The sequence below is a fragment of the Thiemannella venezuelensis genome (assembly GCF_014203605.1).
GTDB lineage: Bacteria > Actinomycetota > Actinomycetes > Streptosporangiales > Streptosporangiaceae > Planomonospora_A > Planomonospora_A venezuelensis.
In genome coordinates, this window is record NZ_JACHJJ010000005.1 from 306682 (window position 1) to 327261 (window position 20580).

Annotated in this window: 15 protein-coding genes; 9 read left to right on the top strand and 6 right to left on the bottom strand. The window is 74.6% G+C overall.

Features of this window, described 5'->3' with window-relative positions; all coding sequences use genetic code 11:
* Positions 1-36: 36 nt before the first annotated feature.
* Positions 37-3324 (top strand): UvrD-helicase domain-containing protein, encoded by a 3288-nt coding sequence (locus tag FHS22_RS10945; RefSeq protein WP_184940790.1) that lies wholly within the window; start codon positions 37-39, stop codon positions 3322-3324.
* A 112-nt stretch (positions 3325-3436) separates the two neighbouring features.
* Positions 3437-6808: an ATP-dependent helicase gene (locus FHS22_RS10950; RefSeq protein ID WP_184940690.1), complete on the top strand. Its 3372-nt coding sequence runs from the start codon at positions 3437-3439 to the stop codon at positions 6806-6808.
* Positions 6809-6902: 94 nt separating this feature from the next.
* Here the strand turns inward: FHS22_RS10950 and FHS22_RS10955 are convergent, their stop codons facing one another.
* From FHS22_RS10955 to FHS22_RS10965, 3 genes are read right to left on the bottom strand one after another with little or no spacing between them, the layout of a single operon-like run.
* On the bottom strand, positions 6903-8591 hold the full coding sequence (locus tag FHS22_RS10955) for an IucA/IucC family protein (protein WP_184940692.1): 1689 nt from the start codon (positions 8589-8591) through the stop codon (positions 6903-6905).
* Positions 8588-10270 carry an IucA/IucC family protein gene (locus FHS22_RS10960; protein WP_184940694.1) on the bottom strand — a complete coding sequence of 561 codons (1683 nt, stop codon included), beginning with the start codon at positions 10268-10270 and terminating at the stop codon, positions 8588-8590. Before FHS22_RS10960 ends, FHS22_RS10955 begins: the two co-directional genes overlap by 4 nt.
* Positions 10267-11424 (bottom strand): ATP-grasp domain-containing protein, encoded by a 1158-nt coding sequence (locus FHS22_RS10965; protein ID WP_184940696.1) that lies wholly within the window; start codon positions 11422-11424, stop codon positions 10267-10269. Before FHS22_RS10965 ends, FHS22_RS10960 begins: the two co-directional genes overlap by 4 nt.
* A 238-nt stretch (positions 11425-11662) precedes the next feature.
* Here FHS22_RS10965 and nudC point away from each other — a divergent pair, with 238 nt between their 5' ends.
* From nudC to FHS22_RS10980, 3 genes are all read left to right on the top strand, one after another.
* Entirely contained in the window at positions 11663-12637 is a 975-nt protein-coding gene (gene nudC / locus FHS22_RS10970) for an NAD(+) diphosphatase (protein ID WP_184940697.1), read from the top strand.
* Positions 12638-12852: 215 nt separating this feature from the next.
* Positions 12853-13047, top strand: a complete 195-nt coding sequence (locus FHS22_RS10975; RefSeq protein WP_184940699.1) for a hypothetical protein — start codon at positions 12853-12855, stop codon at positions 13045-13047.
* 91 nt (positions 13048-13138) lie between these two features.
* Positions 13139-13456 carry a hypothetical protein gene (locus FHS22_RS10980; protein ID WP_184940700.1) on the top strand — a complete coding sequence of 106 codons (318 nt, stop codon included), beginning with the start codon at positions 13139-13141 and terminating at the stop codon, positions 13454-13456.
* 21 nt (positions 13457-13477) lie between these two features.
* On the opposite strand, the gene FHS22_RS10985 is transcribed toward FHS22_RS10980, so the two are convergent.
* On the bottom strand, positions 13478-13729 hold the full coding sequence (locus FHS22_RS10985) for a mycoredoxin (RefSeq protein WP_184940702.1): 252 nt from the start codon (positions 13727-13729) through the stop codon (positions 13478-13480).
* A gap of 83 nt (positions 13730-13812) precedes the next feature.
* Entirely contained in the window at positions 13813-14775 is a 963-nt protein-coding gene (locus FHS22_RS10990) for an alpha/beta hydrolase (protein WP_338047704.1), read from the bottom strand.
* A gap of 176 nt (positions 14776-14951) precedes the next feature.
* Here FHS22_RS10990 and FHS22_RS10995 point away from each other — a divergent pair, with 176 nt between their 5' ends.
* The 4 genes from FHS22_RS10995 to FHS22_RS11010 all read left to right on the top strand — a co-directional run bounded on the left by FHS22_RS10995 (position 14952) and on the right by FHS22_RS11010 (position 18959).
* Positions 14952-17030: an ATP-dependent DNA helicase UvrD2 gene (locus FHS22_RS10995; RefSeq protein WP_184940706.1), complete on the top strand. Its 2079-nt coding sequence runs from the start codon at positions 14952-14954 to the stop codon at positions 17028-17030.
* Entirely contained in the window at positions 17027-17893 is an 867-nt protein-coding gene (locus FHS22_RS11000; protein ID WP_184940707.1) for an acyl-CoA thioesterase, read from the top strand. Before FHS22_RS10995 ends, FHS22_RS11000 begins: the two co-directional genes overlap by 4 nt.
* Positions 17894-18439: 546 nt before the next feature.
* Positions 18440-18709: a WhiB family transcriptional regulator gene (locus FHS22_RS11005; protein WP_184940709.1), complete on the top strand. Its 270-nt coding sequence runs from the start codon at positions 18440-18442 to the stop codon at positions 18707-18709.
* A 55-nt stretch (positions 18710-18764) separates the two neighbouring features.
* Complete coding sequence (locus FHS22_RS11010) at positions 18765-18959, top strand: hypothetical protein (RefSeq protein ID WP_184940801.1); 195 nt, start codon at positions 18765-18767, stop codon at positions 18957-18959.
* 222 nt (positions 18960-19181) lie between these two features.
* Here FHS22_RS11010 and FHS22_RS11015 read toward each other — a convergent pair whose 3' ends face one another.
* The gene (locus FHS22_RS11015) at positions 19182-20540 is read right to left on the bottom strand and encodes an ABC1 kinase family protein (protein WP_221473464.1); all 1359 of its coding nucleotides are present in this window, start codon (positions 20538-20540) and stop codon (positions 19182-19184) included.
* Positions 20541-20580 lie beyond the last annotated feature (40 nt).

A 20580-nucleotide genomic window follows, 5' to 3' on the forward strand; every position in this document is an offset into this window, starting at 1 on the left:
GTGCGTCGCGGGGGTGCGGGGAGAGCCGTGGCCCCCGTGCTCGACGAGCACCAGCGGGCGGTCGTGGCCCATGGGAGCGGCCCCCTGCTCGTCCTGGCGGGCCCCGGCACCGGCAAGACCACCACGATCGTGGAGACCGTGGTCGACCGGGTCGAGCGCCGGGGGACGGACCCCGAGCGGGTGCTGGTCCTCACCTTCAGCCGCAGGGCCGCCGACGAGCTGCGCGGGCGGATCACCGCCCGGCTCCGCCGCACCACCAGGACGCCGCTCGCGCTCACCTTCCACAGCTACGCCTACGCCCTGCTCCGCCGCGAGGCGGTGCTGGCCGGGGGGCCCGCGCCCCGGCTGCTCACCGGCCCCGAGCAGCTTCTGGAGATCCGCCGCATGCTCCTGGGCGAGCTGGAGGACGGCGGGCTGCACTGGCCGGACGACATGCGCGAGGCGCTCAAGACCCGCGGGTTCGCCCAGGAGCTGCGCGACTTCATCGCCCGCGCCGCCGAACGCGGCCTGGACGGGCAGGGCCTGGCCGCGCTCGGCCGCCGCCACGGCCGCGCCGACTGGGCCGCGGCCGGGCGGTTCACCGACCGCTACCTGGACCGCTTCGACCTCGACCCCGACCCGGTGCTCGACTACTCCGAACTGATCCGCGCCGCCGCGGGCCTGCTCGCCGACCACGACGTACGGCAGCGCGAGCGCTCGGCCTACGACGTCGTCCTCGTGGACGAGTACCAGGACACCGACCCCGCCCAGGAGGCCCTGCTCCAGAGGCTCGCCGGCGAGGGCCGCGACCTCATCGCGGTCGGCGACCCGGACCAGTCGATCTACGGCTTCCGCGGCGCCGACGTCCACGGGATCATGGACTTCCCCGACCGGTTCCGCGACACCGCCGGGCGGGAGGCCCCGATCATCGCGCTGCGGACCTGCCGGCGCAGCGGTCCCGCGCTGCTGGCCGCCACCCGGCGCGTCGCCGCCCGCCTGCCCGCCGTCCCCGGCGGCGCCGCGCACCGCGACCTGACGGCGCTCGCGGAGGCCGAGCACGGGGACGTCCGGGCCGTGGTGGCCGACAGCCCCACCCAGGAGGCGGCGATCGTCGCCGACACCCTGCGCCGCGCCAACCTGCTCGACGGCGTCCCGTGGTCGCGGATGGCCGTGCTGGTCCGGTCGGCGACCCGGCAGGTGCCGCTGCTGCGCCGGGCGCTGGTCGCCGCCGGGGTGCCGGTCGTGGTGGGCGGTGGCGGGGTGCCGCTGATCCAGGAGCCGGGCGTGCGCCCGCTGATCCGGCTGATCCAGGTGGCGCTCCACCCGGAGACCCTCGACGAGGGCACGGCCGAGGAACTGCTGACCGGCGCCCTCGGAGGCACCGACATGATCGGGGTGCGCCGCCTGCGCCGCGCGCTGCGCGTCGCCGAGCACGAGGCCATGACGCTCCCGGCGGAGATCGAGGAGCCCGGCCCCGAGGGCGGCGTCCAGGACGCTCCCGAGACGTCCGGAGCACCCGTGCCGGAACCGTCCGGTCCCGCCGGTTCCGGGACCCCCGAGCCCGAGCCGTTCACGCCCGGTCCGGGGTCCGCCGATCAGGAGGCGCCCGCCCCCCGGGCTCCCGGCGGCAGGCCGAGGTCCTCCGGGGAACTGCTCGTCGCGGCGCTCAAGGACGCGCGGGAGCTGGTCCTGGTGGAGCCGCACATCGCGCTCCCCGCCGAGCGGCTCGCCCGGCTGATCGCCGCCGCCACCGAGGCCGTACGGCGGGGCGGCACGGCCGAGGACGCGCTCTGGGCCGTCTGGCAGCTCACCGGCCTCGCCGAGAAGTGGAGCGACACGAGCGCCGCGGGCGGGCACCGGGGCCGGCAGGCCGACCGCGACCTGGACGCCGTCATGGTGCTGTTCGACCGGGCGGCCAAGTTCGTCGACCGGCTGCCGCACGCGGGCGTCGACGTGTTCGTGCAGGACCTGGTCTCCCAGGAGATCCCCGAGGACTCCCTGGCCGCGCGGGCGCCCGAGAGCGACGCGGTGCACGTCATGACCGCCCACAGCGCCAAGGGCCTGGAGTGGGACCTCGTGGTCGTCGCCGGGGTCCAGGAGGGGACCTGGCCCGACCTGCGGCCGCGCGGGTCGGTGCTGAGCACCGACGACATGTGCGCCCGGGCGGAGGGCTCCGGGCACGAGAACCCGGCCGCGGTCCACGCCGCGCTCGCCTCCCAGCTGCTGGCCGAGGAGCGCCGCCTGTTCTACGTGGCCGCGACCAGGGCCCGGACCCGGCTCGTCGTCACCGCCGTGGGCGGGGAGGACGTCGAGGAGCGGCCGTCGAGGTTCCTTACCGAGCTGGTACCCGGCACGGGAGAGGAGGCGGCGGCCGTCGACGACCGGTCCCGCTGGCTGACCATGCCCGCGCTGGTGGCCGACCTGCGCGCGGCGGTGTGCGACCCGACCCGGCCGGAGCCCCTGCGCAGGGCCGCCGCCGGGCACCTGGCCCGGCTGGCCGCGGAGGGCGTGCAGGGCGCCCACCCCGACGAGTGGTACGCCCTCACCCCGATCTCCGACGACCGCCCGCTCGGCTGGCCCGACGACGTCGTGCGGATCTCGCCCTCGGCGGTGGAGAGCTTCACCAAGTGCGGCCTGCGCTGGCTGCTGGAGACCTCCGTGGGCGCGGGCGGCACCGACGTGGCCCGCGGCCTGGGCACGGTCGTCCACGCGCTGGCCGTGCTCGCCGCGGACGGCATGCCCAGCGAGGAGACCCTCGCCAAGCACCTGGACAAGGTCTGGGACGAGCTGGACTTCGGCGGTGTCTGGTACAACCGCAAGCAGCGCCGCGTCGCCGAGAAGATGATCGCCAGGTTCGTCGAGTGGCACAGGGAGAACCCCCGCACCCTGGTCGCCACCGAGGAGTCCTTCGTCGCGATGGTCACCGAGGGCGTGCAGATCAAGGGCCGGGTGGACCGGATCGAGCGCGACGGGCAGGGCCGCGCCGTGATCATCGACATCAAGACCGGCGGGAGCAAGCCCTCCGACGCCGACCTCGAACGCCACCCCCAGCTCGGCGTCTACCAGCTCGCCGCGCTGCTCGGCGCCTTCCAGCGGTACGGCATGACCGAGCCCGGGGGCGCCGCCCTCGTCCAGGTCGGCAACGCCGCGGGCAAGGACGCCAGGGAGCAGATCCAGCGCCCCCTGTCGGACGACCCCGAGCCCGGCTGGGCCCACGACATGGTGGACACCGTGGCGCGGGGCATGTCCCTGCCCTTCTTCCACGCCAAGGTCAACGACGGCTGCCGCACCTGCGCCGCGCGGGCGAGCTGCCCGGTCAACGAGAGCGGGGGCCAGGTGTGCTGAGCCGTGCCGTGTCCCGCCGTGCCGTGTCCCGCCGTGCCGTGTCCCGCCGTGCCGCGCGGGGCCGTGCCGCATCCTGCCGTGTCCTGCCGTGCCGTACCGATGGAGGCCGGGGTTGCTGAGTCCGATCCAGCTCGCGGACAAGCTGGGCATCCTTCCCCCGACTCCGGAACAGGCGGCGGTGATCGAGGCCGGGCTCGAACCCATGGTCGTGGTGGCCGGGGCCGGGTCGGGCAAGAGCGAGACCATGGCGGGCCGGGTCGTCTGGCTGGTCGCCAACGGCCTGGTCCGGCCCGAGCAGGTGCTGGGCCTGACCTTCACCAGGAAGGCGGCGAGCGAGCTCTCCCACCGGGTGCGCGAGCGGCTGGCCGCCCTCGGCCGGGACGTGTCCGCGGACCCTCTGGCGGGCGAGCCGACCATCTCGACCTACCACGCCTACGCCGCCCGGCTGGTGACCGACCACGCCCTGCGCGAGGCGCTGGAGCCCACCATGCGGCTGATCACCCCGGCCATCGCCTGGCAGCTCGCCGGGCACGTGGTCAGCGCCTACGACGGGCCGATGGAGCAGCTCGACTGGGGGCCGGCCACGGTCACCCGCGCGGTGCTGGAGCTGGCCGGAGAGCTGGCCGAGCACATGCGCGAGCCGCAGGACGTGCGGGAGGTGGGCGCCTGGCTGACCGAGCGGTACGGCGCGCTGCCCGGCTCCCCGATCGTGGCCCAGCGCAGGCCGCTGGCCGTGCAGAAGGCCAGGGAGCAGCTGCTCCCGCTGGTGGAGGCCTACACCCGGCTCAAGCGCAGGCGCGAGGTCGTCGACCACGGCGACCAGATGGCGCTGGCCGCCCGGATCGCGGCCGGGCACCCCGAGGTCGGCCGGATCGAGCGGGACCGGTTCGCCGTCGTCCTCCTGGACGAGTACCAGGACACCAGCCACGCCCAGCTCGTCCTGCTCCGCTCGTTGTTCGGCGGAGGCCACCCGGTGACCGCCGTCGGCGACCCGTGCCAGTCCATCTACGGCTGGCGCGGCGCGTCCGCCGGGAACCTCACCCGCTTCCCCCGCGACTTCCGCACGGCCTCCGGGGAGCCCGCCCCGGTCCGCCGGCTCTCGGTCAGCTTCCGCAACGGCGACGCCGTCCTCGACGTCGCCGCCCGCGTGCAGATCCCGCTGCGGATGGAGGCGCGGGAGGTGCCGGTGCTGGTGCCCGGAGGCAACCGGGTCGAGCGCGGCCGGGTGCTGTGCGCCTTCCACGAGACGGCCGAGGACGAGGCCCGCTGGATCGCCGGCCAGGTGTGCGGCCTGCTGGGGAGCGACACCGCCCCGGACGGCCTGCCGTGGGGCGAGGGGGAGCGCAAGAAGGCCAAGCAGAGCATGTGGGGCGGTCCGCAGTGCCTGCAACCGCACGACGTGGCGATCCTCGCGCGCAAGCGCTCGCAGTTCCCCGCGCTGCGAAGGGCGCTGGAGGAGCGCGGCGTGCCGGTGGAGGTGGTCGGCCTGGGCGGCCTGCTCACCGTGCCCGAGGTCGCCGACGTGGTGGCCACCCTTCGCGTGCTCTACGACCCGACGGCCGGGGACGCCCTGGTCCGGCTGCTGTCCGGCCCCCGCTGGCGGATCGGCCCGGCCGACCTCAAGGAGCTGGGCGAACGGGCCCGTGAGCTGAACCGGGAGAACCGCGAGGACGGCTCCCCGGTGACCGACCCGCTGGACCAGGTCGTCGCGGAGCTGTCGGAGGAGCGCGGCAGCCTGGTCGACGCGCTGGACGAGCTGCCCGACCGGCCCGAGTGGCAGGACCTGTTCTCACCGCTGGCGCGGGTCCGGCTGGTCGCCATGGCGCAGGAGCTGCGGGCCCTGCGCGCCCGAGCGGGGCAGCCGCTCCCCGACCTGATCACCGAGGTCGAGCGCCGTCTCGGCCTGGACATCGAGGTGGCGGCCCGGGGCGCGGCCGCGGGCCCGTTCGCCGCCCGGGCCGACCTGGACGCCTTCGTCGACGCGGCCTCCCGGTTCGCGGGCGACTCCGAGGACCCGACGCTGGGCGCGTTCCTGGCGTTCCTCAAGGCCGCCGACGAGGAGGAGAACGGCCTGGACGCCGGGCGGGTGGGTGAGAGCAACAGCGTCAAGCTGATGACCGTGCACGCGTCCAAGGGCCTGGAGTGGCCGGTCGTGATCGTGCCCGGGATGTCGCAGGCGCTGTCGAAGACCGGCGGGCTGACCGTCGGCACCGTCTTCCCGGCCCGGCCGGTGGTGAGCCCGAGGTGGACGGAGAACCCGCGCAAGCTGCCCTACCCGCTGCGCGGCGACGCCTCCGACCTGCCCAGGCTGGCCGGGCTGGCCAGGGAGGAGCTCGCCGGGTTCGACGAGCTCTGCCGCGACCGCGACCTGCTGGAGGAGCGGAGGCTCGCCTACGTCGCGGTCACCCGCGCCCACTACCTGCTGATCGCCTCGGGGTACCGCTGGGGCAGCGCGGCCAAGCCCCTGCAACCGTCGGACTTCCTGCTGGAGATCCGGGAGACCTGCGGCCGGGTGGCCACGTGGCCGCCGGAGCCGGAGGAGGGCGCCACGAACCCCCTCCTCGCCGAGCCCGCGGAGACCGTCTGGCCGGTCACCCCCGAGGGCGCCCGCTACGAGGCCGTCGTCGACGGCTCCTTCCTCGTCGAGGAAGCCCTCCGCTCCCTCGCCGAGCCCGCCGAGACCGCCGCACACGGCACACCCGGCGGAGACGGCCCCGAGCCCGCGGAGCCCGCCGAGACCGCGGAGCCCGGGGGCGAGGAGGACCCGCGCCTGGCGGAGCTGCGCGGGTGGGACCGGGAACGGGCCAGGGCCTGGGAGCGGGACGCCGAGCTCCTGCTCCGGGAGCGGGAGCGGAACCGGCGGCGCGGCGGGCGCCAGGTCGAGCTGCCCGCCCACCTCACCGTCTCGGCCCTCGTCGCCCTGGCCGCCGATCCCAGGGCGCTGGCCCGGCAGATCCGCCGCCCCGTCCCGAAGCGGCCCGCGCCCCTGGCCCGCCGCGGCACCTCCTTCCACCAGTGGCTGGAGTCCCGCTGGGGCCAGCAGCGGCTCCTCGACGAGCTCGAGCTCCCCGGCGCCGGAGACGAGGCCGAGGAGGCCGAGGCGCTCCTGGCCGAGCTGCGGGAGAGGTTCGAGGAGAGCGAGTGGGCGGGCCGGGAGCCGCTCGACGTCGAGGTCCCGTTCGAGACGATGATCGCCGACCGGCTGGTCCGCGGCCGGATGGACGCCGTCTTCCGGACGCCGGACGGCGGCTACGAGATCGTCGACTGGAAGACGGGCCGCCGCCTGATGGAGACGACCCGGGCCGCGGCCTCCGTCCAGCTCGCCGCCTACCGCCTGGCCTGGTCCCAGCTGGCCGGCGTGCCCCTGGAGCGGGTGAGCGCGGCCTTCCACTACGTGCGTTTCAACGAGACGGTCCGCCCGGTGAACCTCCTCGACGAACGCGGCCTGGTCGCCCTCGTCGAGTCGGTCCCCGAACCCGGGTGAGCGGGGCCGGGTGCCGGGGCGGGCGGGGCGGTTCCGGCGACCGGCCGCTTCCCGGTACGGCTCCCGCCCGCCGCACGGATCACGACGGCACGGATCACGACAGCACGGCCAGGGGGTTGGCGACCGGGACGTACCCCGCCGCCCGGTCGGCCGACCGGTTCCACCGGACCGAGAGGTTGGCCTTGGCGGGCAGCGGCGCCCCGGCCAGCAGGTCCGACAGCTCGCGCGGCCGGCCCCGGGAGGCGGCGTAGCCCGCCAGCACCTCCCCGGCCGCCGCCCACAGCTCCCGCTCCGTCACCCGCGCCTTCCGCTCCGGACCGGTCCCGGCGAGCGTGGCGGCGATCTCCGGCAGGTGGTTGACCATCAGGCAGTACAGCACCCGGTTCCAGCCGCCCGCCGCGTCGTAGGTGAGCGCCCCGGCGACCCGGGGGTGGAGTCCCGCCAGGTCGTGGCGGCCGGCGACGAGCTTGGTGCCCTCCAGGTCGCGGAAGACCCCCTCCACCGGCATCCCGGCGGCGTCCACTCCGACCAGCACGTTCTGCAGGTGCGGCTCCAGCACCACGCCGTGGGTCAGGTAGGCGTCCAGCACCGGGAGCGCGACGCGCTCCACGTAGGCCCGCCACCAGCGCACCGGATCGGCCGCGGCGGCCCCCGCCACGGCCCGCGCGCCCTCCGGAGGGCCCGGCGGGGTCCACGGCTCCCCCGGGGCGGCGCCCGGCGTCGCCAGGGCCCCGCTCAGCACGGGGGTGACCCCCGGGCGGCACGCCGACCAGGGGCTCTCCCGGATGATCACGCCCAGCCCCTCCAGCAGCCGGGTGCCGAGCCCGGCCGAGCGGTAGCCGGGCTCGGGGAGCCAGCGGGTGCCGGGGAACTCCTCGGCCAGCCTGCCGAAGACCGGTTCCAGCCGGGAGGTCAGCTCGACCGCCCCGGCCAGCTCGTACCAGGAGTTCTTCCGCACGCAGTTGGTGATCCGCACGTCCAGGCTGAACTTCAGGCACCGGTCGATCGCCGGCTCGTAGACCGTGCGGACCGACGAGGTCGGCACCGCCGGACGGGCACCGTGCCCCAGGTCGAGCAGCCTCCCGTCGGCCAGCGGCTCGGCCAGCTCGGCCGCGAGCAGGTCGAGCTGCCAGGGGTGCGCCGGGAGCAGGGAGTAACCGGGCGGCGCCGTGCCGAGCCCGTCCAGCGGCGCGGTCCGGCCCGCCTCGGCCAGCACGTCGTCCCGGACCGCCAGGAGCCGGAGCGGGAAGCTCGCGTGGGCCTCGGGGGCGTACGCGAGCCAGTCCGCGCCGGGGCCGCCGTCCGCCGTCCGCGCCTGCCCGGCGCCTTCCCCCCGTCCGCCGCGCGCCTTGGGGCTGGGGTGGAACGGGTGCCCGAAGACCAGCGCCTGCTCGGACGCCAGCCACGGGTCGGCGGGGGGGACCGCCTCCCGCCGGGCGCGCAGCAGCGCCGCCACCGCCTCCCGGCTCGCCCCGACCTGGGCGGAGAACTCCTCGTTCCCGCCGCCCAGCTCGGCCTCGACCAGCCGGACCAGCAGGTCGGCGGGGAGCGGCTGCCAGCAGCCGTCCTCCAGCCACTCCGGGGAGCCCCGGAAGCGCAGCGCGAGTCCGCCGTGCGCCCGGGCCCGCAGCAGGGTGCCCGCCACGCGCAGCAGCACGTACGGCCCGGCGTGCCAGACCTGTCCGCGCGGCCCGGCCACCTCCCGGACGGCGCAGCGCAGCAGCGCCGACAGGGTGGCCTCCTCGGCGACAGCGGCGGGGGAGTCGAGCGCGAGGCTGGTCATGGCGTCCTTCGCTGGGTCACGGGCCGGATGGCCGCGGGGGGCTGCCGGAGGTAGTTGGGTCCGCTGGTGCCGTAGAACTTGTTCACGTCGCGGGCCCCGGTGCGCGCCTTGTCCACCAGGGTCCCGGCGGTGACCATCGACTTGCCGACGAGCCGGGCGGCGTCGAGGGTCCTGGCCCGCAGCAGCCGGGCCATCGGGTCGTCGCCGTACGGCTCCAGCGCCCCGGCGAGCGTCTCCCGCAGCAGGCGGGCGGCGCGTGCCGGGGGCAGCGCGCCGAACGCCGGGGCGGCGGCGGCCAGGTGCAGGGTGATGGTCACGAACACGTCGGCGAGCGCGTGCGGGTCGTCGGTCAGCATGCGCTCGTCGGTGAAGGCGGGTGCGGCCAGGCCGGCGGCGCGCAGCCGGTCGGGGGAGGTGAGCAGGCCGTCGTTGTCCTTGACCAGGAGCCGGAGCGGGCCGGGGCCGCCGCCGATCACCAGCGCGAGGTTCTGCTGGTGGGCCTCCAGCGCGGTGCCGTACCGGACGAAGAGCCGCACGCCGTAGCCGAACAGCAGCCGCAGGTACTCGCCGAGCAGCCGCTCCGCGTCACCGCCGCAGAGCCGGTCCGCGAGCGCCTCGACGACCGTGCCGCCCCCGGGAAGCGGGGCGGGCAGCGCGGCGACCGGGACGATCTCGCCCGGCGGCAGGCCGCGGGCGAGCCAGCCGAGGTACTCGTGCCCGGCGTGGGCGTGGGTCTGCTCGTCGGCCAGGAGGACCCCGGGGTACGGCATCGCGCGCAGCAGCAGTTCGGCGGCGGCCCCGTCGGCCAGTGTGCCGGGCTTGATCGACCGCCGGTTGCGCAGGCCGAGGGTGCTGGTGGCCAGCGGCAGCTTCAGCTGCGTGCGCCCGCCGGCCGCGACGGTGCGCATCGAGAGCGTGGGCCTGACCGGCAGGTACGGCACCGGCGCCAGGACCGCCCACGGGATCTCCCGGACGGCCGGGACCGTCAGCGGGTGCACGGGGAAGAGCGCGTGCGTCTCCGCGAGCCCTCCGGCCAGCCCCACCCGCGCGAACTCCGGGGCCAGGGGCACGGGCCGCCCGGTGACCCGGTCGCGGGGCACCGCCGCCCACCGCAGCTCGAAGCGCGGTGCGAACTCCGGCGCGTACGCCGTCAGCTCCTCGTCCGAGAGCCCGGCCCTGGCGCGCGCCGTCGGGTACACCGGGTGGTCGGCGAAGGCCGCCAGCGTCTCGTACCGGACGGCGTCCTCGCCCGGATCCGTTCCGGCCGGGGAGGCGCCCGCCCCGGCCTTCCCCTCCGGGCCCCGCAGGGGAAGGCCTCGGCCCAGCCGGGCCAGCACGCTCTCGCGGTGCCGGCCGTGGAGGTCGAGGGCGCGCAGGGCCTCGTGGCACTCCCGGACGAACGCCTCGACCCCCGGGGCGTCCGCCGGGGCGGCGATCTCCCGCAGCGTGTCCAGCACCTCCGCCAGGCGCAGGCGCTCCTCGGGGGCCGTCACGAAGTCCTGGAAGAGCGAGCCGGGGACCAGCCGGACCCGCCGCCCGCCGGGCAGGACCAGGGCGACGCCGTCCTTGCTCCGGGTCACCCGCCGGGCGAGGCCGCCGTAGTCCTCGCGCAGCAGCGCGTCCAGGACCCGGGCGGCGAGGTACGGCTCCCGTCCGGCGACGGCGGTCTCCACGGTCATACGATCACCCAGGGGTGCTCGGCTGTGAAGGCCGCGACGGCCTCGTCCACGCTCGCGCGGTCGGGCCCGACGGCGCGGACGACGCCCAGGTAGTCGCGGTTGGTGTGGCTGAGGTCGACGCGCTCGCCCACCGCCCTGAGCGGCCGGTGCCAGAGCCGCACCGGCTCCCCGCCGGACGGCGTGACCGTGCCCGGGGCGGCCGCCACGGTCCCCGAGCGCTCCGCGAGGAGGCTCAGCGCGGTCCCGTGGCCGCGGGCGGCGCCCGGGTCGCCGAGGCCCGCCCCCAGGTGCACGCCGAGGATCCGTTCGAACAGCGGGATCCCGAGCAGGTCGGCGAGGAGGAAGTCGCAGTGGTCGCCGATCACCCGGTAGTTGACCTCGATGATCCGCGGCCCGTCCGCCGTCATCACGTACTCGGTGTGGCAGGCCCCGAACCCCGCGCCCAGCGCCTCCAGCGCCCGCAGCACGTGCTCCCGCGCGGGCGGGGGCTCCCAGTCCAGGCGCTCCTCCACGAAGTACGGCAGCGGCCCGAGCGTGGTCCGGAAACCGCCGAGCACCCGGATCTCCCGGCCGTCGCCCAGCGTCTCCAGCGTGTGCAGCGGGCCGTCGAGGTACTCCTCCACGACCAGGGCCTCGCCCGGCCGCCGGTCCCGGATCGCCCGCACCGCCTCGGCCAGCTCGCGCCCGTCCCGGGCCAGCACGACGTCCTCGCTGGCCACGCCCTCGCGGGGCTTGACCACGGCGGGCAGCGGCACCTCCCGCGGGAGCGGGTCGCCGGGCGCCAGCCGTACCGAGCGGACCGCCTCGACCCCGGCGGCCGCCAGCCGCCGCCGGGTGAGCGCCTTGTTCTTGGCCGTGGCGCAGGCCCGCCAGTCCTTGCCGGGCAGCCCGAAGTACTCGGCCGCCAGGGCGGTCTCGGCCTGGAGGTGGTCGGAGTTGGAGAAGACCGCGGCGGGCGGGTGGTGGTGGGCGATGACGTCGATCACCGCGCGGGCGTCGCGCACGTCGCAGGGGAGCACCTCGGTCCCGGAGCCGAGGTGCCGCTCCGGACGGTCGGTCAGGATCGTGACGTCGCAGCCCAGCGCGCGGGCCGCGGGAAGGAAACCGTCGGTGACCGAGTCGGTCGGTTTGAGCGCGGTGAGGTACAGCCGCAATGCAGGCCCCCGATATCAGGTAAGGCTAACCTAACCCCTCGCATCTTAGCCGGACAGAGATCATCGTGAGGCCCGACCGGGGAATCGCGGGCGTATGTCCGGCTCACCGGGAGCCGCGTCCTCTGCGGCGTGACGCGCCCCGCAGGCCCCGCGCCCGGCGGCGGTACGGTGTTCCATCGAGAAGGCGTGGGCCCGGCGTGCCGGAGGGGTGCGGCCGGTCCTGGGAGGGGCGGACGACGTGGAGATCACGGCAGACGAAGGACTACTGGGGCCGCTGCTGCTCGCGCGCGGCGCCGTCGACCGCGCGGCGGCGCACCGCGGCGACGCCGAGTGGATGCGCCGGGCCTGGTCGGATCCCGCGGCCAGGGTCGTGGTCGTCGACGACGGGCGGGCGCTGGTACGGCGGAGCGGGCACGAGGTCGGTCTCGTCCTGCTGCCCGCGGCCGACGCGCCCGAGGGCGAGCGCTACCTGCTCGGCGTCGGCCCCGGCGGAGCCGCCTACTTCGCGGTGGCGGCCCCGCTGCCGGGCGCCGGGGAGGGCTCCTCGGTGCGCGGCGTGGCCCTCACGGAGGCCTCGGCGCTGCCGGAGGGGGAGGCGGTGCCCGCGGGCCTGCGCCGGGTCGGCGCCCTGCTCGGGGATCTGGACGCCGGGCTGCTGGTCCACGCGGTCGCGCTGGAGGCCTGGCACTCCACCCACGAGTTCTGCCCGCGCTGCGGGAGCCGTACGGAGGTGCGGGCGGGCGGGCACATGCGGGTCTGCCCCGGCGACGGCAGCCAGCACTTCCCCCGGGTCGACCCCGCTGTGATCATGCTCGTCCACGACGACGAGGACAGGTGCCTGCTCGCCCGGGGGCCGCAGTGGCCCCAGGGGCGGATGTCGGTGCTCGCCGGGTTCGTGGAGCCGGGCGAGTCGCTGGAGCACGCGGTGATCCGCGAGGTGGCGGAGGAGGTCGGCGTGCACGTCGCCGCCCCCCGCTACCTGGGCAGCCAGCCCTGGCCGTTCCCCCGGAGCCTGATGCTCGGCTTCTTCGCGCGGGCGACCTCCACCGAGCTCGTCCCCGACTCCGAGGAGATCGCCGAGGCCCGCTGGTTCAGCCGGGCCGAGCTGCGGGCCGCGCTGGAGAGCGGCGAGCTGCGCCTGCCCCCGTCGGTCTCGATCGCGCGGCGGCTGATCGAGGCCTGGTACGGCGGGGAGCTCGCCGGAGACTGGTGACCGGCGGTTCCGGGCCCGCACGGCCGGGCCACTGGGGCGATTGCGCTCTTCGTTGCTCTATGTAGTCATGTGATGACTGTGAGTGTTTCTGTAGGTGGGCGGGGGTATTGACTCTCCGGACCCGGGCCGCGACCGCCCGCCGAGGGCGGGGCGCCCGGGTCCCATCCGAGCTCGGGTCCATCGGGGGGCCGGGGTGAGAGAGGAGTGAGAGTCACATGAGGAGAACTCTGTGCCGGTTCGCGATCACGGCGGCCGCCGCCGCGGCACTGGCCTTCGCGGGCGCGCCCGCGGCCATGGCGCACGGCGGTGACGACATGGGCGGCGGCAGCGGCACCTTCTTCAAGACGTCCACGTCGCAGGCCGGTCCGCTCGGCGCCGCGAACACCTACACCGTCAGCTACGCGAACTGAGCCCGGAGGGCGCGCCCGCCCTCCATGACGCACGGTCGGGGCCCCGCCGGCATGCGGGCGGGGCCCCGCAGCCCTCACGAAGGAATCGCAGATGATCGATATGAAAGTGCGCCGCCTCCTCGGCGCGGCGGCCGTGGTGGCCTCGCTCGCCCTCGCCGTCCCCTGCGGGACGGCCATGGCCGAAGGCGCGCTCTGGGAGCGGGTCCAGACCCAGGTGGGTCCCAACGGCGCGAGCCTGAAGGTCGTGCGCGCCTACAGCGACGGCGCGGGCGGGGTCGTGTTCGAGGAGCTGAACTACACGGCGGGGCGCGGCGGCGCCAAGACCGACCGGACCGTCAGCGCCGCGGGCGGGAGGTCGCCCGCCGGAGCTCCGCTCCGCACGGGGAAGGGGGCCACGCCCCGCCGGTGATCCGATGACCGGCCCGCGGGCTCAGGCGGCGCCTTCCAGGAGCCGCCTCACCTCGGTGACCGAGGGGTTGGTCAGGGCCACCTCGCCGGCGGGCGAGTGCACGACGACCGTGGGCACGGTCTGGTTGCCGTTGTTGACGCTCATGACGAACGCGGCGGCGTCCGGGTTCCGCTCGATGTCGATCTCCTCGTAGGAGATGCCCTCGCGGGTGAGCTGGGCCTTCAACCGCCTGCAGGGGCCGCACCAGGTGGTGGTGTAAACGGTGAGCGACATGTCGGCAAAAATCCCCTCATGTGATGTTTGGCCTCATTGACAACACGCCGAGGGCCGTACATCTTCCCGCAGACCGTGCCCGGTCAGAGAAGCCGGCCCGCGATCCACTCCTGGACCCGCTCCGCCACTCCGGGCAGCCGGTAGAGCGGCGCGCTGTGCTCGATGCCGGCCTCGGTGAGCACCGTCACCTCCACGCCCACCTGGCGCAGGCGGTCCTTGAGCTGGAGGCTGTGCGAGGCGGGCACGAACTCGTCCTGCGAGTGCACGCTCAGCACGGGGACGTCGCCGCGGCTCGCGTGCTCGGAGACCTCCATGCTCTGCCAGATCCTGGCGCACTTGCCCGCGGGCGCGCAGCCCCCGGCGAGCTGGATGGCGGCCTGGCGGAGCTTGCGCTTGTTCGGGTCCAGGGTGTCGGCGCCGTCGATGTAGGCGGTGAGCGGGGAGACCACCGGGGAGATCCCGACCACGCCCTTCAGCCCGGGGAGTCCGCCGGTCTTGTAGGTGCCGACCGCGGTGGCGAGGTGGCCGCCCGCGGAGAAGCCGACGACCACGTAGTTGTCCGGGTCGAAGGACCACAGGGCCGCGTGCCTGCGCGCGGTGGCGATGGCGTCGAAGGCGTCGATGCGCTGGGCGGGCCACGCTGCGTCGCCGGAGAGGCGGTAGTTGATATTGAAGACCGTGTACCCGAGCTCGGCGTAGCTCCGGCTCACCTCGGTCATGTACTTCTTGTCGCCGGAGGACCACCAGCCGCCGTGGATCAGGAAGACGCCCGGCCGCTTCAGGCCGTCGGACTGGTACCAGACGTCCATGCGCTGGCGGGAGTGCCTGCCGTACGCGACGGAGTCGACGAGGGTGCCCTGGGCGAGGGGCTGGGGCGTGACCGTGGGCTCCGGGTCGCCCTGCCCGCTCCTGGGGGCGGACGAGCCCTGCGCGGAGGAGGCGAGCACGGCGGAGGCGGCGTCCGCGGTGGAGGACGCCTGCACCGCGGACGGTGCGAGTACCAGTGCCGCCAAGGCGAGTGCACTCACGGTTGCCGCAGTTCGCACGGACTCTCTTCCTTTCCCCCGGGGTTCGGTCGGGACCATTGTGGAGTAAAGAACCCTGTTTGCGCATCTCAGCGGTTGCGCAAGCGGCAGACGGTACGGTGCCAGAATGGGCGAAGCTTGGCCAGTGACCGGAAAAGCGGCGCCGCCCGTCCCGCCGAAAGTGACGAAGGAGTCCCATGGAACCCGCTGACGTCCTGGCGGGGCTGGACCCCGAGCAGCGCGCGGTCGCCGAGGCGGTGCGGGGCCCGGTCTGCGTCCTCGCCGGCGCGGGCACCGGCAAGACGAGGGCGATCACCCACCGCATCGCGCACGCCGTGCGCAGCGGGGCGGCCGACGCGCAGGGAGTGCTGGCCGTGACGTTCACCACACGGGCCGCGGGGGAGCTGCGGCAGCGGCTGCGCGCGCTCGGCGTGCCGGGGGTGCAGGCCCGCACCTTCCACGCCGCGGCCCTGCGCCAGCTCACCTACTTCTGGCCCCGGGTCATCGGCGGGGACCCGCCCTCGGTGATCGAGTCCAAGCTCCCGCTGCTGGCCGCCGCCTCCCGCCACGCCGGGCGGGATCTCGAACGCTCCGACCTGCGCGACGTCGCCGCCGAGATCGAGTGGGCCAAGGTCGTCCAGGTCGGCCCCGAGGACTACGCCGAGAACGCGCGGAAGGCGCACCGCACCCCGCCGGTCCCGGCCGAGGAGGTGGCCCGCCTCTACGACGCCTACGAGACGCTCCGCCGCGAACGCCACCTGATCGACTTCGAGACCATCCTGGAGCTCACCGCCGCGCTGATCACCGAGCACCGCGAGGTGGCCACCCAGGTCCGCCAGCAGTACCGCCACTTCGTCGTCGACGAGTACCAGGACGTCAACCCCCTGCAGAAGCTGCTGCTCGACACCTGGCTCGGCGGCCGCGACGACCTGTGCGTGGTCGGCGACCCCAACCAGACGATCTACTCCTTCAACGGCGCGACCCCGCGCTACCTGACCGGGTTCGCGGTCGAGTACCCCGACGCCGCGGTGATCAGGCTGGTCCGCGACTACCGCTCCACGCCGCAGGTCGTCTCCCTGGCCAACCGGCTGCTGGCCGCGGCGCGGACCCCGCACCGGATGACCCTCCTCGCCCAGCGCCCCGACGGCCCCGAGCCCGTCTTCACCGAGTACGACGACGAGCCCGCCGAGGCCGAGGGCGTGGCGCGCGCGGTGCGCCGGCTCGCCGACACGGGCGTGCCGCTGCGCGAGATCGCCGTGCTGTTCCGGGTCAACGCCCAGTCCGAGGCCTACGAGGAGGCCTTCGCCAAGGCGGGCATCCCCTGCCTCGTGCGCGGCGCCGACCGTTTCTTCGAGCGGCCGGAGGTCCGCAAGGCGGTCGTGCTGCTGCGCGGGGCGGCCCGCTCCGCCGGGGCCGGCGACGATCTGGCCCCGACCGTCCACCACATCCTCGCCGGGGAAGGGCTCACCCCGCAGGCCCCCGGCGGCGGCAAGGCGCGCGAGAAATGGGAGTCGCTGAAGGCCCTGGCCGACCTGGCCGAGGACATGGCGGCCGAGGGCGCGAGCCTCGCCGACTTCGTCACCGAGCTGGAGCGCCGGGCCAGCGAGCAGCACGCCCCGCCGGTCGAGGGCGTGACGCTGGCCTCCCTGCACGCCGCCAAGGGCCTGGAGTGGGACGCGGTCTTCCTGGTGGGGGCCACCGACGGCATGCTGCCGATCGTCTACGCCGAGACGCCCGAGCAGATCGAGGAGGAGCGCCGCCTCCTCTACGTGGGCGTCACCAGGGCCAGGGCGCACCTGGCGGTCTCCTGGGCGCTGGCGCGCTCCGCCGGCGGACGCCGGTCCCGGCGCCCCTCCCGGTTCCTCGACGGGCTCACCGGCCGTCCGGCGCCCCGGAGCCGTCCGGCCGCCGCCGGCTCCGGGGCGCCCAAGGAGCGCCGCGCGGCCGCCGCGACGGCGAGCTGCCGGGTCTGCGGCAAGACCCTGGCCGCCGCGGCCGAGCAGAAGCTCGGCCGGTGCGCCACCTGCCCGGTCGACTACGACGAGGGCCTGCTGGAGCGCCTGCGGGCCTGGCGCACGGCCGCCGCCAAGGAGGCCAAGGTCCCGCCGTACGTCGTCTTCACCGACGTGACCCTCCAGGCCATCGCCGAGCGGGCGCCGGTCTCCGAACAGGACCTGCTGGCGATCGCAGGAGTCGGACGTATCAAACTGGAGCGGTACGGCGATGCGGTGATCGGCCTCTGCAGGGCCGCCGCGGACGGAACGGAGAACGCGTGAACGAGGCGCTCAAGGAGCTGCTGGGCCTGCTCGACCTGGAGCAGATCGAGCTCGACATCTTCAGGGGCCGCAGCCCCGAGGAGCGCATCCAGCGCGTCTTCGGAGGCCAGGTGGCCGCCCAGGCGCTGGTCGCCGCCGGCCGTACGGTGCCGCAGGACCGGCACGTGCACTCGCTGCACGCCTACTTCATCCGCCCCGGCGACCCGGCGATCCCCATCGTCTACAACGTCGAGCGGGTCCGCGACGGCCGCTCCTTCACCACCCGCAGGGTCGTGGCGGTCCAGCACGGCAAGGCGATATTCACCATGTCGGCCTCCTTCCAGGTGCTGGAGGGCGGTGTCGAGCACCAGGCGTCGGAGATGCCGGCGGTGACCGGGCCGGAGGAGCTGCCCGAGTTCCAGGAGCGCATGCGCGAGATCGTGGGCGACGAGTCGCCCTGGCGGGAGTGGCTGAGCAGGCCGCGCCCGGTGGACGCGCGCTACGTGACCCCGCTCACCTGGGAGGCGTACCGCGATCCCGGGCTGCGCAGCACGGAGACGAACGTCTGGTTCCGCTACGACACCGAGCTGCCCGACGACCCGCTGCTCCACGTGGTGCTGGCCGCCTACGCCTCGGACTACACGTTGGTGGACACGGTGCTGCTGACCCACGGCCTGGCCTGGGGCGCCTCCAACGTCATCGGGGCCTCGCTCGACCACGCGATGTGGTTCCACCGGCCCTTCCGCGCCGACGACTGGATGCTGTACGCCCAGGAGTCGCCGTGGTCGAGGGCGGCGCGCGGGCTCGCCAGGGGGCAGATGTTCACCCGTTCCGGCGAACTGGCGGTATCCGTGGTGCAGGAGGCCATGATCCGTGTCTCGTAGGTCGTAAAACTGCAGGTAGAAAATATGTTGCCCCTTCCCGCTCGCGGGTTTAGGGTCATGGTCAAGCGAGTCGGACACCCCTGTCCGACGATCTGTGAACGGAGGTGAGTCCACTGTGAAGAGCTACATGATGCCGACCCTGACCGGGCTCGCTTCCGCATGCAGTGGCACCGCCCTGCCCGGAACCGGTCGCCGAGTCATCCTCGCGGATGCAGCGGCAGTCCGGATCCGACGGGAGAAGTCCGTCCTCTTCCCGATCCAGGCCGTCCGCACGGCCGTCGTTCCCGCCTTCCCGGCGGGCGGCGTCCCGGCGGCCCCGGTGACGGAAGCCGGCGAGCACGCACAGCAGACCAAGCACATCGGAAACGGTGGACTGCGCGGTCCGCAACCCTGGAGGCACCCCCAGGTCACATGACCTGACCGAGGGAGAGCCTTCAGGCCGCGGATCCGTAGACAGGATCCGCGGCCTTCTTGTTTGCCGCGTCATTCCTGACCCCCACCCGCGAGGTAGTCCAAAAGATCAACATCAAACGAGAGGTGACACAGATGGGGGCACAGCCGGTCATGGACCTGATCGACGAAGCCACGATCCCCTGTCGTACCGACCCCGACCTCTGGTTCGCCGAGTCTCCGGAGGACGTGGAGTTCGCCAAGGCGCTCTGCGGAGGCTGCCCGATCCAGCAGGCCTGCCTGGCCCGCGCGCTCGAGCGCGAGGAGCCGTGGGGCGTCTGGGGCGGCGAGCTCGTCCTGAGGGGAGCCGTCGTCCCGCGGAAGCGTCCGCGCGGACGTCCCCGCAAGACCCCGGTCGCCGCCTGACCGACCACCCGCTGAACCGCACGATCCCTGAACGTTCCCGAAAGGACCACTTCCGATGACCTACTTCATCAGCCACAGCATGGACGCGCCGTCTCTGAACCAGGAACTGGTACGAGACCGAATACGGATGCTTCACCGCGAGGCGGAGGAGCATCGGCGGGCCGCCGACATCCAGCGGCTCCGGCGCGCCCGGCGCGATGTCGAGCGCGCGTCCGCGCGCCTGCGCAACGCACTCCTGCGCCTGGCCTGATCCCGCCCCGGCCCGTACGGACACCTCGTGCGGGCCGTGACGGAGGCCGGGACCGGCCGCGTCCCCCGGCCCGGAGATCGACAGGGATCTCCGGGCCGGGGTCGACAACCGGTTCCGAGGCACGGGCTCGACGGAGCCCGGATCCATGACGGCGAAGGGGCGGCCCCACCGGGCCGCCCCTTCGCCGTATGTCCGTCGTCTCCGTCGTCTCCGCCGCTCCGGTCAGCCCGCGAGCGCGGTCTCCTCGGCGTCGAGGGGGCCCTCGCCGGAGAAGCCGGGAACCCAGCGGATGACCTCGTCGCGGAAGCGCGCGGTGGCGCCGAGCTGGCAGAGCACACCCACCCCGGCGGCGTGCACGCGGTGGATGAGGACGTAGGAGACCGGCAGGTTGAGCTGGCGCACCACGTTCCCCGGGCGCAGGTCGGTGGCGGTGGCGGCCTGCCGCTGCAGCCACTCGCGGCTGAAGGCGAACTCCTCCACCGCGGTCGGCTCGACGTAGGGGGCGAGGAACGCGCGCAGCGCCTCCGGGTCCACCTCGATGTGGGGGAGGATGAAACCCTCGTCGCGCAGCCCCTGGATCACGGTCTCCATGTCGCCCTGGTTGAAGATCCGGGTCAGTTTGCCGAAGACCGGCGGGTAGCCGTCGGGCAGCCGGTTGACCGCGCCGAAGTCGAGCACGCACAGCCGTCCGTCCGCGGTGATCCGGAAGTTGCCCGGGTGCGGGTCGGCGTGGAGCATGCCCACCCGGGACGGGGAGCAGAACAGGAACCGGACGAACTGCAGCCCGGCGCGGTCGCGCTCCTCCTGGGTCCCGCCGGAGATGATCCGGGAGAGCGGGGTGCCGTCCACCCATTCGGAGACGAGCACCTGCTCGTTGGCGGCGACGACGTCCGGGACGAGGAAGTCGGGGTCGTCCTTGAACTCCAGCGCGAAGGCGTGCTGGGCCTCCGCCTCCCGCAGGTAGTCGAGCTCCTCGGTGATGCGCTCGCGCAACTCCGCCAGCACGGCCTTGATGTCGAGGCCGGGCAGGAGCACCCCGAAGAGCTTGCCCAGGCGGGCGAGCTGGTTGAAGTCGGAGAGCAGCGCCTTGGCGGCCCCCGGATACTGGATCTTGACCGCGACCGTGCGCCCGTCGTGCCAGACGGCCTTGTGCACCTGCCCGATCGAGGCGGCGGCGGTCGGCTGGTCCTCGAACGACTGGAAGTGCTGGCGCCAGTCGTCTCCGAGCTGCTCGGAGAGCACCTTGTGCACGGTCGCGGCGGGCAGCGGCGGGGCCGCGTCCTGCAGCTTGGTCAGGGTCGCCCGGTAGGGGCCGGCGATCTCCTGGGGCAGGGCGGCCTCGAAGATGGACAGGGCCTGGCCGAGCTTCATCGCCCCGCCCTTGAGCTCTCCGAGGACCTTGAAGATCTGCTCGGCGGTGCGCTCCTGGATCTCCTGGGCGACGAGTTCGGCGGATCTTCCTCCGATGCGCTTGCCCAGGCCGAGAGCCGTACGGCCGGCGAATCCGATGGGCAGGGCCGCCAGCTTGGCGGAACGCGTGACTGCACGGCGCGGAAGGTCACTCACCTCGGTTCGCGGCATGCCTCCCGTTGGGCGAGACGCCGCTCCCTCCCTTCGTTGT

What these genes read in the sequence shown, in the direction of transcription:
- FHS22_RS10955 (WP_184940692.1), bottom strand. Translation starts at nt 8,591, where the DNA reads ATGACCAGCCTCGCGCTCGACTCCCCCGCCGCTGTCGCCGAGGAGGCC.
- FHS22_RS10960 (WP_184940694.1), bottom strand. Translation starts at nt 10,270, where the DNA reads ATGACCGTGGAGACCGCCGTCGCCGGACGGGAGCCGTACCTCGCCGCC.
- FHS22_RS10975 (WP_184940699.1), top strand. Translation starts at nt 12,853, where the DNA reads ATGAGGAGAACTCTGTGCCGGTTCGCGATCACGGCGGCCGCCGCCGCG.
- FHS22_RS10980 (WP_184940700.1), top strand. Translation starts at nt 13,139, where the DNA reads ATGATCGATATGAAAGTGCGCCGCCTCCTCGGCGCGGCGGCCGTGGTG.
- FHS22_RS10985 (WP_184940702.1), bottom strand. Translation starts at nt 13,729, where the DNA reads ATGTCGCTCACCGTTTACACCACCACCTGGTGCGGCCCCTGCAGGCGG.
- FHS22_RS10995 (WP_184940706.1), top strand. Translation starts at nt 14,952, where the DNA reads ATGGAACCCGCTGACGTCCTGGCGGGGCTGGACCCCGAGCAGCGCGCG.
- FHS22_RS11005 (WP_184940709.1), top strand. Translation starts at nt 18,440, where the DNA reads ATGGGGGCACAGCCGGTCATGGACCTGATCGACGAAGCCACGATCCCC.
- FHS22_RS11010 (WP_184940801.1), top strand. Translation starts at nt 18,765, where the DNA reads ATGACCTACTTCATCAGCCACAGCATGGACGCGCCGTCTCTGAACCAG.
- FHS22_RS11015 (WP_221473464.1), bottom strand. Translation starts at nt 20,540, where the DNA reads ATGCCGCGAACCGAGGTGAGTGACCTTCCGCGCCGTGCAGTCACGCGT.